Raw genomic sequence first — 13,597 nt, 5'->3', positions numbered from 1 at the left:
TGCGGATGCGGCATCCGTCCCCCGTTCCTGCGCGCCTCACCGGCGGTGTCGGACCTCCGATCTACGGTGACCGCATGACCCTGTGGCAGGCCGAGCCGCTCCCGCTCTTCCAGACTCCCGAATGGACGCGCCTCGTCGGCGTCTTCGACCTCGAGACGACCGGCGTCGACGTCGAGAACGACCGCATCGTCACGGCGCACGTGGGCGTGCTCGACGCCGACGGGCACGTGGTCGACGCGAGGGACTGGCTGGCCGATCCCGGCATCGAGATCCCGGCGGGCGCGGCGGCCATCCACGGCATCACCACCGAGCGCGCACGGGCCGAGGGTGCGCCCGCGCCGCGTGTCGTCGCCGAGGTCGTCGAGGCGCTGAGCGCCCTGTTCGCCGCGGGCATCCCAGTCGTGGCGTACAACGCGCCGTTCGACTTCTCGATGCTCAAGTACGAAGCCGTGCGGCACGGGGTGGTGCCGATCGACGCTCCCTCGCCGGTCATCGACCCGCTCGTCGTCGACAAGACCTACGACCGGTACCGTCGCGGAAAGCGCACACTCTCGGTCGTCGCCGAGCACTACGCCGTGCCCCTGGAATCCGCGCACGAGGCGTGCGCCGACGCCGTCGCCGCCGGGCGCCTCGCCCTGGCGCTCGCCGAGCGCTTCGCTCCCTGGCTGCCCTCGAGCGCGGACGAGCTCCACACGCGGCAGATCTCGTGGGCCCGCGCGCAGGCGGAGAGCCTCACCGAATACTTCATCAAGATCGGACGCCTGGATGCCACGGCTCCCCCGATCGACGGGGCGTGGCCGATTCGCTGAGGAGGGACGGACGGCGGCTGCGCACGAGGCGCGAGTGCGCCGCGAACGGCGGCTGCGCCTGAGGCGCGGGCGTGCCGCGAACGGCGGCTGCGCATGAGGCGCGGGTGCGCCGCGCGGAGCGTGGCCGATTCGCTGAGCGGGCGCGGCGCCTGCGCACGGGCGCGGGTGCGCTTGCGCTGGCCGATCCACTGAGCGGGGTCGCGGCGCCCGCGCGTCGCGCGAAGGTCGGCTGCGCCATGCGGGACCAGCTGCTCACCGAGGCGAAGACGCGCTGCCCTCGGCAGGGCCGGCCCGATTCCGCGTCATGCGCGGATGCGGCTCGGGGCGGCGGACGCCGACGACCGCGGTCCGCGTGATGCATGCGCGCCTGGCCCGCGGTTTCGGGCCGGGAGTCAATGTCGGAGGTCCCCGATAGCGTTTCGACATGGACACTCCCGCCCCTCTCGCCGACCGGCCGACGCCGGTGTTGCGCGCGTGCGACGGCGTCCCGTGGCCCTCCGACGACGAACTCGAGGCCGAGGAGGCGTGGACACGGTGGGCATGGCACGACGGCGACGCGACGGGCGTTGTCTCCGACTTCCCCGACGACGATCTCTCTCCCCTGAATCCGGTTTTCGCCGCGGCATCCGACCTCGACGCCATCCTCGGGCGTCTCGAGCTGATCACCGCCGAGCGGCACCGCCTTGAAGCCGAAGAGGCGCGCCTCATCGCTGCCGTCCTGCGCGACGCCGCCGCCGATCCGACACCGTGGGTCGGGCCCGACCCGACGATCGATCTCGCGTGCGACGATCCGCGTGGCCGCACCGTCGGCGCCGTGCGGCGCGACCGCGTCGATCTGGCGCAGCGCGCAGCCGCCGCCGAGATCGCGGTGCGCCTGCGCCTGTCCGAGCAGACAGTTCGCACGCGTGCTGCGCGCGTCGAGGTGCTGCAGGAGCGGTGTCCCGCACTGTGGCACCAGTTCGCGGCCGGCGCCACGTCAGAGCGCCACGCCATCGAGGCGTCCCGTCTCGCGTCGTCGCTTCCCGACGATGACACGGCCACCTGGCAGCTGTTCGACGCGGGTGCCGCAGAGGCCGCGATCCAGCTCGTGCCGACAAAGTTCGCGGTCACGGCCCGCGCACTCCGAGAGCGTGTGCACGCCGAGTCGCTCGACGTCCGACATCGGCGGGCGGCCGGTGACCGCGGCGTGTGGATGACAGCCGAGCTCGACGGCATGGCATCCCTTTCGGCGCTGATGCCCGCCGACAAGGCGCGCGGCCTGATGTCGCGCCTGGATCGGGCGGCTCGCCACCTGCACGCCGCGCCCGACGAGGAACGCACGCTCGCCCAGTTGCGGGCGGATGTGCTCGCCGACCTCCGAGTGGCGGAGCCGGCGGATGCGGCGTCAGCGAAAGCGACGCCCCGGAACGACGCGCACGCGGACGCGTCGCGACCCACGTCCCCCAGTGTCGACAGCGCCGACAGCGCCAATGCCCAGCGCCCCATCTCGTCATCTCCGGACGTCAGGGCGCCCGACCCCGCAAGAGCCGCGCTCGTGCCTTCGCACAGCGGCGAATCCTTCCCCCCTGACGGCTCGGGAACAGCCGATGCCACACCAGCGGGCGGCTCCCCACCTTCCGCAGATCCGCCCGCGACGACCTATGACCGCTTCCCGCCGCTCGCTCCCCCTCCTCCGCCGCGGCGACGTCCGCCGATCGCGCCCGGCCCCACGGTCGTCATCACCGTGCCCGCCCTCACCCTGCTGGGCACCGATGACGCACCGCCCACTCTCGAGGGCTATGGCCCGATCGATCTCGATACCGCCCGCCGTCTTGCGGGCGAAGCGAGCTCGTGGGTGCGCCTGGTGACGCATCCGGTCACGGGAGCGCCGTTGGTCCTCGACCGTCAGACGTACCGCGTGCCCGCCGCCCTGCGCCGCTGGCTCGGCGTCACCTCACCCACCTGCGTCTTCCCCGGGTGCAACCGCTCCGCACGTGACTGCGACATGGATCACCTCACCGCCTGGGCCGACGGCGGAACGACGGATGCCGACAATCTCGAACCCGCCTGCCGGCACCATCACCGCCTCCGTCACGAGACCGGCTGGGCGCCCTCCCACGATCCGGAGACGGGCGATCTGCGCTGGACCTCGCCGCTCGGCGGCACCTACGACGCGGATCCTCCGCCGTTCTGAGCATCGAGACCCGGCCGCTGCAGGCCCCCGCCGCCTCCACCCCGTGCGCCGCCCGCCACGCGACCACGCCGCCACGCGCCCCGGCCGCCCCGTGCGCCGCCCGCCACGGGACCCCGCCGCCACGCGCGCCGCCCGCCACGCGACCACGCCGCCACGCGCCCCGCCCGCCACGCGACCACGCCGCCACGCGCCCCGGCCACCCCGTGCGCCGCCCGCCACGGGACCACGCCGCCACAGGCCCCGGCCACCCCGTGCGCCGCCCGCCACGAGACCACGCCGCCACGCGCCCCGGCCACCCCGTGCGCCGGCCGACACGCGACCACGCCGCCACAGCCCCCGGCCGCCACGCGCTCCGGCCGTCCCGCGGCTCCGGCCGCCCCGCGCCCTGCCGCCCTGCACTCGCGACGCCCCCGGCACCGACCCAGAACATCGCCCCCACAGAACATCACCTCCGCAAATCATCACCGACTGAGAAGAAGCTCCAGAAGCCCCCGCCCCTCCTGCCAGACGCCGAGTCCGCTCGCCGCGTTGAGGTGCCCCCGCGCGCCCACGATCCGCAGGTCGCTCCCCCATCCTGCCGCGAGACGTTCCGCTTCCCCGACCGGGCAGTAGGGGTCGTTCGTGCTCGCGACGACCACGCTCGGGCACGCGAGCGGGCGCGCCCGCACCCGCGCGAACGTCGGACCGGCCGCCGCGGCGAAGGCGGTGCCGGCGGGGTCAGGCGGAGCGACGAGCATCATCGCCCGCACCGACGACCCGGAGGTTCCCGCGAGCCACTCCGTCGCCGCCCAGCATCCGAGGCTGTGGCCGACGACGACCACCTCGCTCCGTGCCACGTCGAGCGATCGCACCGCGCGATCCACGGCATCCGCCCAGTCATCGTGATCGGGCGCGTCCCACGATCGCGGCACGATCCGTACGGCATCCGCGCCCCACTCCTGCTCCCACCGCGTCTGCCAGTGGTCCTCCTCTGAACCTCCGACACCGGGCACGACAACGAACCTGACCACGAAACCCACCGATCCACTCGTGTACCGCTCACTCCAGCGGCATCCCTAGGATCGATTCTGGAGGAGTCACTCGTCACGGACACCGCGCGCGAGTGCTCCCGAAGAGGAGGGACCCGATCACGATGGAATCACTCGACAACACCGATCGCCGCATCCTCGAACTCCTGCAGGCGGACGGCCGCCTCACCGGGGCCGAGGTCGGACGCCGCGTCGGTCTGTCGCAACCGGCCGCGAGCGCGCGGATCCTCCGACTCGAGCGCAGCGGCGTCATCGCCGGCTATCGCGCCGTCGTCGACCCTGCTGCCGTCGGCCTGGCCATCCACGCGGTCATTCGCCTGCGAACCACCCACGCGCAACTCGCTCCCGTCCGCGAGCTCGCCGGGCGCCTCCCCGAGGTCACCTCCGCGCTCCGCGTCACCGGCGAGGACTGCCTCATCTTCGACGTGCACTGCCCGGACGCCGCGCGTCTGGAGAAGGTCGTCGACGCGATCGCACGCTTCGGGCCGGTGACCACGTCGCTCGTGCTGAGCAGCTACCCACCGCGGCCCCTGCTGCCCCCGTCCACCGCCTGAGCACCCACGAAGCGGCATCGCCCGACAGCTCCGGATGCCAGAATGCTGTCGTGTCCTGCCGCCTCGCCGTCGCCCAGATCGAGGCCATTCCCGGCGACATCCGTGGCAACGTCGCGCGCGTGGTCAGCGCGCTGGAGGACGCAGCCGCGGGCGGCGCCGACCTCGCCCTGTTCCCCGAAGCCGTCATCACGGGCTACGACGACGGCGTCTTCGCGGGGCCCTTGCCGACGCTCACCGACGCAGGATGGTCGTCACCCGTGCGCGAGGCCGTCTACCGCACCGGCGTCACCGCCGTGGTCAACACCGCGTTGCAACGCGACGCCCTGCGTTTCCTGACGGACGTGCTCTTCCTCCCCGGTCACGAGCCGATCCCCGCCTACGACAAGCAGCACCTCTACGACAGCGAGCGGTCGGTCTTCACCCCGGGCGAGCATGGCTTCTCGTTCGCGGTCGGCGACCTCCAGGTGGCGCTCTCGGTCTGCTACGACGCGAACTTCCCCGAGCACGCAGCCGCCGCCGCGGACGCCGGCGCGCACCTCTACCTGAACAGCGGCGCGTACTTCCCGGGCGGCGAGCACCGGCGCGACCTGCATTACGCCGCGCGAGCCCTGGACAACGGCATCTACGTCGCCTTCAGCGGTCTCGTCGGCGCTCCCCACGACTTCATCGGCGGGTCCGGCGTCTTCGACCCCCTCGGCCGACGAATCGCCGCCGTCGGAGCGGGCGGACATCTGGCGTTCGCCGATCTCGAGCTCGACGCCGTCACCTCGGCCCGCGAGGGTCAGCGCATGTGGACGCACCGACGTGCCGACCTCGGCCCGCAGCTGCGTCTCGACGATCTGGCCGTGCCCGGCCGTCCGCGTCGCCGCCGATAACTCGCTCCTCCCGGCGACACGTGACCGCGGACACCGCGAAAAGCCCCCCGTCCCGAAGGACGAGGGGCTCGCGATGAAGACGTGAGTCTTACTTGGAACCGAAGTTCTTGAAGCGCTGGTTGAACTTCTCGACACGACCGGCCGAGTCCATGATGCGCTGCTTGCCCGTGTAGAAGGGGTGCGAAGCCGACGAGATTTCCACGTCGATGACGGGGTACTCCACGCCGTCGAGCTCGATCGTCTTGTCGCTGGAGACGGTCGAACGGGTGAGGAACGTGTCGCCCGAGCCGAGGTCGCGGAACACGACGGCCTTGTACGTGGGGTGGATGTCAGTCTTCATGGGAGGTCCTTTGAGAAGTGGTGCCCTGGATTCTGCCAGGACGTCAAAGTCTGCGGCGCCGGAGGCACCAACGGGAGAGTCTACCAGGCCCGCGCCGGAAACGCGCTCCGCGCACGCGCTGCCTCGACCCCGCCCTCGGGGATCGGACGCTCAGACCGCCCGCGCCGCGTATCGACCGGCGTCGCGCGTGAGGGTGATCTCCAGCCCGAACGTGGCCGAGAGGTTCTCGGCCGTGAGTGCCTCGTCGAGGGGACCGGATGCCACGACCTCGCCGTCGCGCAGCAGCAGCACGTGCGTGAAGCCGACCGGGATCTCCTCCACGTGGTGGGTGACCATGACCATCGCGGGAGTGGTCGGCGCCTGCGCGTAGCCGGACAGCAGCGCGAGCAGTTCTTCACGCGCCCCGAGGTCGAGGCTGGCCGTGGGCTCGTCGAGCAGGAGCAACTCGGGGTCGGTCATCACCGCGCGGGCGATCTGCACCCGCTTCTGCTCGCCGTCGCTCAGGGTGCCGAACGTGCGATCCGCGAGGTGGTCGAGCCGCCATTCGGCGAGGACGCGGAGCGCGCGACGCTCGTCGACGTCGTCGTACTCTTCGCGCCAGCGACCCATGACGGAGTATGCGGCGGTCAGCACGACGTCGAGCACGGTCTCCTCCGGCGGCACGCGCCGGGCCGTCGCCGACGAGGCGAACCCGATGCGCGGACGCAGCTCGAAAACGTCGGTGCGGCCGAGGCGCTCTCCGAGGATGGTCACCGAGCCCGACGACGGGTGCAGGAGCGTGTCGGCCAGCTGGAGGACGGTGGTCTTGCCGGCGCCGTTCGGCCCGAGCACCACCCAGCGCTCGTCATCCGAGACCGTCCAGTCGAGGTGGGACACGATGTCCCGACCGTTGCGGCGGACGATGACATCGGAGAACTCCAGCACCTGCGGCATGGAGCTAGCCTACTGATCCCGACCCGAGGGCGGTCGCGTGCCACGCTGCCCACGCGGGCGAGATCGTCCGCGTGCGCACGATGTCCGCACCGCCGCCCACGACGACGCCGTCGCCGGGGATCGACCGGCGACGGCGCCCTCGGGTGGGGCGTGAAGCAGCGCCGCCACCGAGTGTGCGAACCGCGGTCCCACGGCATCCGCCGCATCCGCGTGCGCCGACGCGGCTGCCGTGAGCTACCGCGCGGCCCCGGCCACCTCGGCGTACAACGCCGTCGTCGTCTGCGCGATCGCCGCCCAGCTGAAATCGTCGATGGCGCGCTGGCGCCCGGCCTCGCCGTAGGAGCGGGCCGTGTCGGCATCCGTCACCACCTCGGTGAGCACCCGAGCGAGATCCGCCACGAACCGTTCGGGGTCCACGGGCGTGCCCGTCCCGTCCTGCACCTGTTCGATGGGCACGAGGCGGCCCGTGACGCCGTCCACGACGACCTCCGGGATGCCGCCGGTGGCGGTGCCCACGACGGCCGCACCACACGCCATGGCTTCGAGGTTGACGATCCCGAGCGGTTCGTACACCGACGGGCACACGAACGTCGTCGCCGCGGTGAGGATGGCGCACAGCTCGGCCCGCGGGAGCAGCTTCTCAATCCAGACGACGCCGTCGCGCGTGGCTTGAAGGCCGCGCACGAGTTCCTGCACCTCGGCCATGATCTGCGGGGTGTCGGGCGCTCCCGCGCAGAGCACGAGCTGCACCTCGGGCGGCAGCTGCTCGGCCGCGCGCAGCAGGTAGGGCAACCCCTTCTGCCGGGTGATGCGTCCCACGAAGACGACGGAGGGGCGCGACGGATCGATCCCCACGGACGCGAGGAAGTCGTCGTCGGACACCGGATGCCACGACTCGGTGTCGATGCCGTTGTAGATCACCCGCACCTTGCCGGGGTCCAGCGACGGGTAGCTGCGCAGGATGTCGTCGCGCATCCCCGAACTCACCGCGACCACCGCGGCGGCTCCCTCGTACGCGGTCTTCTCGATGAAGCTCGACACCGCGTACCCACCGCCGAGCTGTTCGGCCTTCCAGGGTCGCAGGGGCTCGAGGCTGTGAGCGGTGACGATGTGCGGGATGCCGTGGAGGAGGGATGCCAGGTGCCCGGCGAAGTTCGCGTACCAGGTGTGCGAGTGCACCACGTCGGCACCGGCGATGTCGGACACGATCTCGAGGTCGGTGCCCAGCGTCTGGATGGCGCCGTTGGCCGAGGCCAGTTCGGCCGGGACGCCGTACGAGGTGGTGTCGGGTTCGTCGCGGTCGGCACCGAACGCGCGGACCTGCACGTCGGTGCCCTCCGCTCGCAGCGCCTTGACCAATTCCGTGGCGTGCACCCCGGCTCCCCCGTAGATCTCCGGCGGGTACTCCTTGGTCACGATGTCGACGCGCATGAGACGAACCGTAGTACAGCGGACGGCGCGCCGCGCATGTGTTCCCGCACGCTCCCGCGACCCCTAGTGTTGTGCCATGCCTGCAGCGCCGAAGGTCTTCGGAATCATCCTCGCCGGCGGCGAGGGAAAGCGACTCATGCCCCTCACGGCCGATCGCGCGAAACCCGCCGTCCCGTTCGGCGGCCAGTACCGCCTGATCGACTTCGCGATCTCGAACCTCATCAACTCGGGGCTCCGTCAGCTCGTCGTGCTGACGCAGTACAAATCGCACAGCCTCGACCGCCACATCTCGCAGACCTGGCGCATGTCACCGATGCTCGGCGCGTACGTCGCATCGGTGCCGGCGCAGCAGCGTCTCGGAAAACGCTGGTTCTCCGGGTCCGCCGACGCGATCCTGCAGTCGATGAACCTCATCCGCGACGAGAAGCCCGACATCGTCGTCGTGATCGGTGCCGACCACGTGTACCGCATGGACTTCGATCAGATGCTCCAGGCGCACATCGCGTCGGACGCCCGCGCCACCGTCGCCGGCATCCGGCAGCCCATCGGCCTGGCGAACCAGTTCGGCGTCATCGACACCGACCCCACCGACCCCACGAAGATCCGCGAGTTCCTCGAGAAGCCGCAGAACCCCACGGGCCTCGCCGACGCTCCCCACGAGGTGCTGGCGTCGATGGGCAACTACATCTTCGACGCGGACGCGCTGGTCGAGGCCGTCACGCACGACGGGGAGCTGCCCACCTCCGCACACGACATGGGCGGCGACATCGTCCCCTACTTCGTCAACCGCGGCGAGGCGGCGGTGTACGACTTCCAGCGCAACGACGTGCCCGGGTCGACGCCGCGCGACCAGTCGTACTGGCGCGACGTGGGCACGATCGAGTCGTTCTACGACGCCCACATGGACCTGATCTCGACCCTGCCCATCTTCAACCTCTACAACACCGACTGGCCGATCTACTCGCAGACGTTCAACGCCCCGCCGGCGAAGTTCGTGCGCGACTCGGTCGGGCGCATCGGCAATGCGATCGACTCGATCGTCTCGCTCGGATCGGTCCTGTCAGGCACGCACCTGGAACGCAGCGTCGTCGGACCGTGGGCCCTCGCCGGAGGGGGGTCGACGATCACCGACTCGGTGCTCTTCGACAGCGTGCAGGTGGGCGCGGGGGCGCGCATCCACCGCGCGATCCTCGACAAGAACGTCGTGCTCGACCCGGGCGCGACGATCGGCGTGGACCGCGAGCGCGACCTCGCCCGTGGCTTCACCGTCACGGAGACGGGCATCACGGTCGTCGGAAAAGACGTGCACGTCCACGAGTGACGGGATGCCGGGACTTCCGGATGCCGAAGGGGCGGTGACCGAACTGGTCACCGCCCCTTCGGCATCCGGGAACGCGTGGGTTCAGACTCCGACGCGCGCGAACGCGTCGCGCGAGATGCCCTTCTCGAGCACGGCCTTCGACCACTCGCGCGCGCTGTGCAGGCTGTGGTCGCGGTAGTTGCCGCAGCTGTACGCGTCGGTGCCGGGGACGTCCTCCCACTGCACGTCTTCGGCGATCGCGCGCAACGAGTCGGAGATCGCATCGACCAGGGCCGCCACGTCGGGCTCGCCCCACATGATGACGTGAAAGCCCGTGCGGCATCCGAACGGCGAGATGTCGATGAGACCGTCGATGCGGTCGCGCACGAGGCTGGCCAGCAGGTGCTCGATGGTGTGCAGACCCGCCGTGGGGATCTCGCCCTCGTTGGGCTGGACGAGGCGGAGGTCGAAGTTGGAGATGACGTCGCCGCGCGGGCCCGACTCCGATCCGATGAGGCGGACATAGGGCGCCAGCACGGCGGTGTGGTCCAGGGTGAAGCTCTCGACATCGGCCATGGAGGATCCCTTCTTCGAAGTAGGCGGTACCGGAGAAGCCTACGCGCGCCCGCCGACATCGGGATCGGCGGGTGACGCCCGGCGACATCCGGCGGCGTTCCCGCCTCGACACCCCCGGACGACCATTCGGGTGGAGCGTCTCCGCGCCACGCCCGTGCCGTGCGCCGGGACCCTCGAACGATGCGCCACCGCGCGAACCGCTAGGGTCGAGCGCGTGCCTGCGCCTGCTCGTTTCCTCGTCGTGCTCGACGCCGACTCCACCCTGATCCGCAACGAGGTCATCGAACTCCTCGCCGACGAAGCCGGTCGCGGGGCCGAGGTGGCGGCCGCGACCGAAGCCGCCATGCGCGGCGAGGTCGACTTCGCCACGAGCCTGCGCTCGCGTGTACGGGCCCTGGAGGGTGTCTCGACCGACGCATTCGCGCGGGCCATCGCGCGGATCGAGCCCACCCCCGGCGTGCGCGAGCTCGTCGCGGCCGTGCACGAACGCGGCGGGCGCGTCGGCGTCGTCTCGGGCGGATTCCACGAGGTGCTCGACACCGTCGCTCCCGATCTCGGCGTCGACGTCTGGCGCGCCAATCGCCTCGCGGCCGCCGACGGCTCCCTCACCGGCGAAGTTGAGGGGGACATCGTGGATGCCACGGCGAAGGCCGAGACGCTCCGCACCTGGGCGGCCGATCACGGCGTGCCCCTCGCCCTCACCTTCGCGATCGGCGACGGTGCGAACGACCTCGAGATGATGGCGGTCGCCGGCCTCGGTCTGGCCTTCAACGCCAAGCCCGCGGTGCGGGAGCGTGCCGACCTCGTGATCGACGCCGTCGACCTGGCCGAGGTCATCCCGCTGCTCCCGCGCTGACCCGATCCGCCCGGAACCGACGCCCCGGACCCGTCGCAGCGCCCCGGACCCGTCCCACACCCCGCTTCCCGATGTCGGAACCCCGCTCTACCATCCCGGCATGGACATCATCCTCATACCGGGTCTCTGGCTCACCGCGTCGTCGTGGGACGACGTCATCCCCGCCCTCGAAGCGGCGGGGCACCGACCGCACCCGCTGAGCCTGCCCGGGCCGGCCGTCGGCGACCTCGTGATCGACGACTGGGTCGACGCGGTCGTGTCCGAGATCGACCGATTCGACCACCCGGTCGTCCTCGTCGGGCATTCGGGCGGCGGCAACGTCGCCTGGGGCGCGGCCGACCGCAGACCCGACAGCGTCGCGCGCGTCATCCTGGTCGACACGATCGTGCCGCACCCCGGCGCGATGATCTCCGAGTTCCCCGTCGACGACGGTGTCGTGCACTTCCCGGGGTGGGACTCCTTCGACGCCGACGACGTCGCCGACATCGACGACGAGACCCGCCGCCGGACCGCGAAGCAGGTGGTCGACGTCCCGGGCCGGGTGCCCACCTCACCGGTCACGCTCGGCGACGATCGACGCTTCGCGATTCCGGTGACGATCCTGTCCGGTCAGCTCGATGCCGAGTCCCTGCCGCGCGTGCTGGCCGATTGGGGCGCCTACGCCGCCGAATTCGGTCGCCTCGACGACGTCGAGGTGGTTCACCTGGGCTCGGGCCATTGGCCGCAGTTCTCGCAGCCCGTTGAGTTCTCGGAGAAGCTGGTCGCGGCGGTGAGATGAACGGCGCGCGCCGCGCGACGGGAAACGCGGGTCGCTCGACGAGAATCGAGTGCCGCGCGCCGCGCGGGGGACCGGCCGGATGCAACGCACGACGAAGGACGCTCGCGGCGACGGCGCCCTCGCAGCGTACCCTCGCGGCGACGACCCGACGAACGCCCCGAACGGTGACGGCGTCGGTCCGGGCGCCCCCTCGCGGCGACCACCCCGGGCAGCGCGCCCTCACGGCGACGACGCGAGGTGGGTCAGTGCCCCATACCGAGACCGCCGTCGACCGGGATGACGGCGCCGGAGATGTAGGCCGCGCCGTCGCCGGCCAGCCATGTCACGACGCCGGCGACCTCATCGGGCGAGGCGAAGCGCCCGGCCGGGATGTTCTTCTTGTACTCGGCCTGCGTGTCGGCGGGCAGTTCGGCGGTCATGTCGGTCTCGATGAAGCCGGGAGCCACGACGTTCGCGGTGATTCCGCGACCGCCGAGCTCGCGCGTCAGGGAACGGGCGAAGCCGACGAGTGCGCTCTTGGAGGCGGCGTAGTTGACCTGCCCGGCCGAGCCGTAGAGCCCCACGACGCTGGAGATGAGGATGACGCGGCCCCACCGCGCCTTGAGCATGCCCTTCGACGCGCGCTTGACGACGCGGAACGCACCGCCGAGGTTGGTGTTGACGACGCTGTCGAAGTCGTCTTCGCTCATGCGCAGGAGCAGCGTGTCCTTGGTCACACCGGCGTTGGCGACGACCACGGCGATCGGACCGAGTTCGGCCTCGACCTGCGAGAAAGCGGCGTCGACGGCGGCCGCATCCGTGACGTCGGCGCGAACGGTCAGCGTTCCCTCGGGCCCCTCACCCGAGCGGGCGGTGACGGCGACCTTCCACCCCTCGGCGACGAAACGCTCGGCGATGGCACGACCGATGCCCCGGTTTCCTCCGGTGACGACGACGACGCGGTCCTGGGACATGGTGACACTCCTGTGCGTGCGGGGACGTAACCGGCCCAGCCTAGCGAGAGACCGCACTGCGACCGCCCCGCCCAGCCGGAGACACGTCCCACTGAACCGGTGACGGAGCATCATCGCACCGCCGGCGGATCGGACCTGCGCCACGGCGCCTGCTCACCTCACGATCGCTGGGGGTGTCGCCCTCGAACGGCACCCGCAGCGCGGCGACCGGGCCGCTTGTCATGACGTCGAGAAGACGGCCGCCGGAACGCGCCGTACCCCATCGAGACGGGCGTACCCTGAGACCACTGTGAAGACAAACCGCGCCCAGTCTGCGACGTCGCTCCCCACCGCTCCCCGGGAGGACGCCGACGGTCGTTTCGCGAAGTACATGCTGATGATGGGGATCCGCATCGCGTGCTTCATCGCCATGGCCGTGGTCCAGCCCTACGGCTGGTACACCTTCGTCTTCGCCGCGGGCGCCATCTTCCTGCCCTACGTCGCGGTCATCGTGGCCAACGTGGGCCAGGATGCCGCTGAGACCACGCGGATAGACCCCGATCGCGCCATCGAGGCACCGCGTCCCGCACCGACCGCGCCGACGGCATCCGATGCCCCCGTCGTCATCCGCATCGCCGAGACGCCCCGCATCGATCCGCCGCGCGAGAACGACGCGTGACTCCGGAACAGACCGAGTGCTCACGAGCGGGATGCCGTGAGAAGGCCGTCTGGACCCTGCGGTGGCGCAACCCGCGTATTCACGCCGTCGATCGCCTCAAGACGTGGGTCGCGTGCGACGAGCACGTCGTCTACCTCCGTGAGTTCCTGACGGCGCGTGACTTCCCCGTCGAGGTCGGGTCGCTCGCGGCCGATCCGGCATGAGCGCGCCCACGGCCTGACCGACGTACCCTGGAAGACGTGGCGAAAACACACGACGTGAGCGATCGCGGAGCGCGCGTCGACGCCAGACCGTCCCTGAGCGCACGCGAAACCCCGGCCGCCGCGCGCTGGG

15 protein-coding genes are annotated in these 13,597 nt (G+C 71.3%); 9 read left to right on the top strand and 6 right to left on the bottom strand.

Annotated features, from left to right (window positions below; genetic code table 11):
* The first annotated feature begins 74 nt into the window (after positions 1-74).
* Positions 75-809, top strand: coding sequence for an exonuclease domain-containing protein (locus QE392_RS10845; protein ID WP_307451555.1), 735 nt, complete (start codon positions 75-77; stop codon positions 807-809).
* A gap of 424 nt (positions 810-1,233) precedes the next feature.
* Positions 1,234-2,982, top strand: a complete 1,749-nt coding sequence (locus QE392_RS10840) for an HNH endonuclease signature motif containing protein (protein WP_307451553.1) — start codon at positions 1,234-1,236, stop codon at positions 2,980-2,982.
* Between the two features lie 461 nt (positions 2,983-3,443).
* Here the strand turns inward: QE392_RS10840 and QE392_RS10835 are convergent, their stop codons facing one another.
* The gene (locus QE392_RS10835) at positions 3,444-3,992 is read right to left on the bottom strand and encodes an RBBP9/YdeN family alpha/beta hydrolase (RefSeq protein WP_307451550.1); all 549 of its coding nucleotides are present in this window, start codon (positions 3,990-3,992) and stop codon (positions 3,444-3,446) included.
* A 122-nt stretch (positions 3,993-4,114) separates the two neighbouring features.
* Between QE392_RS10835 and QE392_RS10830 the strand changes: the two genes are divergently transcribed.
* Positions 4,115-4,564 carry an Lrp/AsnC family transcriptional regulator gene (locus QE392_RS10830; protein WP_307451549.1) on the top strand — a complete coding sequence of 150 codons (450 nt, stop codon included), beginning with the start codon at positions 4,115-4,117 and terminating at the stop codon, positions 4,562-4,564.
* A gap of 50 nt (positions 4,565-4,614) precedes the next feature.
* Complete coding sequence (locus QE392_RS10825; RefSeq protein WP_307451547.1) at positions 4,615-5,439, top strand: carbon-nitrogen hydrolase family protein; 825 nt, start codon at positions 4,615-4,617, stop codon at positions 5,437-5,439.
* 88 nt (positions 5,440-5,527) lie between these two features.
* Here QE392_RS10825 and QE392_RS10820 read toward each other — a convergent pair whose 3' ends face one another.
* The 3 genes from QE392_RS10820 to glgA form a co-directional block, all read right to left on the bottom strand.
* Positions 5,528-5,779: a type B 50S ribosomal protein L31 gene (locus QE392_RS10820; RefSeq protein ID WP_307451544.1), complete on the bottom strand. Its 252-nt coding sequence runs from the start codon at positions 5,777-5,779 to the stop codon at positions 5,528-5,530.
* Between the two features lie 150 nt (positions 5,780-5,929).
* Complete coding sequence (locus QE392_RS10815) at positions 5,930-6,712, bottom strand: ABC transporter ATP-binding protein (protein ID WP_307451541.1); 783 nt, start codon at positions 6,710-6,712, stop codon at positions 5,930-5,932.
* Between the two features lie 234 nt (positions 6,713-6,946).
* Positions 6,947-8,143, bottom strand: coding sequence for a glycogen synthase (glgA, locus tag QE392_RS10810; RefSeq protein ID WP_307451539.1), 1,197 nt, complete (start codon positions 8,141-8,143; stop codon positions 6,947-6,949).
* A 76-nt stretch (positions 8,144-8,219) separates the two neighbouring features.
* On the opposite strand from glgA, the gene glgC reads away from it, so the two are divergent.
* Positions 8,220-9,464, top strand: a complete 1,245-nt coding sequence (glgC, locus tag QE392_RS10805; RefSeq protein WP_307451537.1) for a glucose-1-phosphate adenylyltransferase — start codon at positions 8,220-8,222, stop codon at positions 9,462-9,464.
* An 81-nt stretch (positions 9,465-9,545) separates the two neighbouring features.
* On the opposite strand, the gene QE392_RS10800 is transcribed toward glgC, so the two are convergent.
* Positions 9,546-10,019: an S-ribosylhomocysteine lyase gene (locus QE392_RS10800; RefSeq protein ID WP_307451534.1), complete on the bottom strand. Its 474-nt coding sequence runs from the start codon at positions 10,017-10,019 to the stop codon at positions 9,546-9,548.
* Between the two features lie 214 nt (positions 10,020-10,233).
* On the opposite strand from QE392_RS10800, the gene serB reads away from it, so the two are divergent.
* On the top strand, positions 10,234-10,875 hold the full coding sequence (gene serB, locus QE392_RS10795; protein ID WP_307451532.1) for a phosphoserine phosphatase SerB: 642 nt from the start codon (positions 10,234-10,236) through the stop codon (positions 10,873-10,875).
* Positions 10,876-10,975: 100 nt separating this feature from the next.
* The gene (locus QE392_RS10790; RefSeq protein ID WP_307451530.1) at positions 10,976-11,653 is read left to right on the top strand and encodes an alpha/beta fold hydrolase; all 678 of its coding nucleotides are present in this window, start codon (positions 10,976-10,978) and stop codon (positions 11,651-11,653) included.
* A gap of 242 nt (positions 11,654-11,895) precedes the next feature.
* Here the strand turns inward: QE392_RS10790 and fabG are convergent, their stop codons facing one another.
* Complete coding sequence (gene fabG / locus QE392_RS10785; RefSeq protein WP_307451528.1) at positions 11,896-12,606, bottom strand: 3-oxoacyl-ACP reductase FabG; 711 nt, start codon at positions 12,604-12,606, stop codon at positions 11,896-11,898.
* Positions 12,607-12,895: 289 nt separating this feature from the next.
* Here fabG and QE392_RS10780 point away from each other — a divergent pair, with 289 nt between their 5' ends.
* Both QE392_RS10780 and QE392_RS10775 read left to right on the top strand, forming a co-directional pair.
* The gene (locus tag QE392_RS10780; RefSeq protein WP_307451525.1) at positions 12,896-13,264 is read left to right on the top strand and encodes a DUF3099 domain-containing protein; all 369 of its coding nucleotides are present in this window, start codon (positions 12,896-12,898) and stop codon (positions 13,262-13,264) included.
* Positions 13,261-13,467 carry a hypothetical protein gene (locus QE392_RS10775; RefSeq protein ID WP_307451523.1) on the top strand — a complete coding sequence of 69 codons (207 nt, stop codon included), beginning with the start codon at positions 13,261-13,263 and terminating at the stop codon, positions 13,465-13,467. The genes QE392_RS10780 and QE392_RS10775 overlap by 4 nt, the downstream gene beginning before the upstream one ends.
* Positions 13,468-13,597 lie beyond the last annotated feature (130 nt).

The sequence above is a fragment of the Microbacterium proteolyticum genome (assembly GCF_030818075.1).
Taxonomy (GTDB): Bacteria; Actinomycetota; Actinomycetes; order Actinomycetales; family Microbacteriaceae; genus Microbacterium; species Microbacterium proteolyticum_A.
The sequence above is the reverse complement of the archived record's forward strand: the minus strand, read 5'-3'. Positions and strand labels throughout refer to the sequence as shown.